A 1842-nucleotide genomic window follows, 5' to 3' on the forward strand; every position below is an offset into this window, starting at 1 on the left:
AATCCGTTCCGAATCACCGTTACCATAAATATCCGCTGAATCAATAAAGTTAACGCCCCGGTCATGAACTGTCTCTAAGACGTTCGCTGCCGCATCGGTATCTAAACGAACCATCCGCATAATACCCAGCGCAACCGCAGACGCTTTGAGCTGACTAGCGCCAATTTGAATTGTCTTCATAATTGTTATCCCCTTTTTGATGAATTATAGTTAAAAACATCTGCCAACGAAACTAATAATACCTGTACAAATTAAAGTTAAGTTAAAACCCTTATACAAAATATATATCCCTTTCTTTTATCACTAATATGATTTCCTTGATCAATTAACTATATAACACTTTTGCTAAGATTTAAGAAAGCTTTACCAAAAGTGCCACCAGTTTTTATTACGCTTATTTTTATACATGTCCTCTTCTGGAGAATTGTTTTGTCGTTTCTGAGATGACTTAGAAGTTTCAAGTAAGCCATTTATTTTTTGAATATGGGCTTTTAGCTCTCTATTTTCTGCTACAGTTGTTAATTGAAGTTGTTGTTGCTGATCTATCAGTTTTATTAGATGATCTATTTGTTGGTCTTTGGTAGCAAGCTGTTTGTCACGTTGAGACTTTAAATCTGCTACTTCTCTTCTTAGAGTAGCGATTAGCTCATTATTTTCTTCGCTAGTCTTTGTCTCTTTTTTGCTACCTGTTTGTTGGTTCTTTGCTACCAAAGGCTTTGCTACCTTATCTCTAATAATCCTTTCAGCTGTAAGGCTAACCATGTTTGTACCTTGACGATCTTTTTGTCGGTTCTTTGTTGGTAGTCTTTGGTAGTGATATTGAATAGTCTGCTTGGAGACCTTCAATTCATTAGCAAGTTCTCTAATAGTTTTAGACATGATTTTAAAACCCCTTTCGGAGATCAGCGAGAAATTCTTGTCTTGCTTGATCTCTGATTTTTTGATCATGTTCAGCTTGTTTTTCAGCCAGTACCTGTTTTTCAGTTGTTCCTAAAGGCAAGCATTTAACTTTGTCAATTGCACGCCACTTTTCTTTATCTGATAATTCATCATTGTGCTGAATGTTAAAGAGTTTTTGACGCTCATCTTGAACTTTTCCTTGAGAAAAATCATTTGCGTCCTTTTTTTCAGGTTTCCAAGTAAAAGAATAACCGATAACTGGTTTTCCTCTGCCTTTACCATATTTTTTTCTAATCGTTAGCCCTCTAAAAAGCGGGGTTAATTCTTCTCTAATTGGCTTAATAACCTTTTTGTCAACATTTGAAGGACTATTCCAATAACTTTTAGGTATATCAAGCAATTCAAAAAAATCTTCTTTAGAGAAATAAGAATAGCCAGTAGTTCGAAATTGCTTAATTAGACGAAACATTGTTTTAGCGTAACTGCTTTTTAAATTTCTAAATTCTGTTAGGGCATAACGAACCCAACTTTCTAAATCGTTTAGCAAGTGCAATGCTTTGGGATAAATCTGAATATCAACATAAGGTTCTTCAGCTTCACCTTTAATTTCAAATTCAGTAAACATAACAAAAAATTCACGATTTAAGCCACTCTTACTTCTACGGCCAAACCTAAGGCTGAGGATCTTTTGGTATGTATTTTCAATATCATCAATAAAACGTTTATTTGCGGTTGGCTTATAGTTACTAAGCTCTTTTAACTGATCAAAAGAGAAACGAACAGTTTTATTCCCTTGATCCCGCATGCGGGAAACAATTGAAAAAAATAAATTCATCTCAATTGGGGTAAATTTTCTCAAGGGAATAGTATTCAACTCAGGATCATACTTAACTAACTCATTAGACATGATTATCACCTCAAACACATATTAAAATAAAAGTA

General features: G+C 34.3%; 3 protein-coding genes. All 3 read right to left on the reverse strand.

All coding sequences use genetic code 11. The annotated features are described in order from the left end of the window. Positions 1-180, reverse strand: a 180-nt coding sequence (locus B5D49_RS14625) for an aldo/keto reductase (protein WP_200806812.1), incomplete at its 3' end; no start/stop codon positions are given. Between the two features lie 183 nt (positions 181-363). Then, positions 364-879 (reverse strand): DUF536 domain-containing protein, encoded by a 516-nt coding sequence (locus B5D49_RS14630; protein ID WP_057885386.1) that lies wholly within the window; start codon positions 877-879, stop codon positions 364-366. A 4-nt stretch (positions 880-883) separates the two neighbouring features. Continuing rightward, a complete protein-coding gene (locus B5D49_RS14635) occupies positions 884-1807 on the reverse strand; it encodes a replication initiation protein (RefSeq protein ID WP_057885385.1) in 924 nt (307 codons plus the stop codon). Positions 1808-1842: the final 35 nt, after the last annotated feature.

The organism is Paucidesulfovibrio gracilis DSM 16080, from assembly GCF_900167125.1.
GTDB lineage: Bacteria > Desulfobacterota > Desulfovibrionia > Desulfovibrionales > Desulfovibrionaceae > Paucidesulfovibrio > Paucidesulfovibrio gracilis.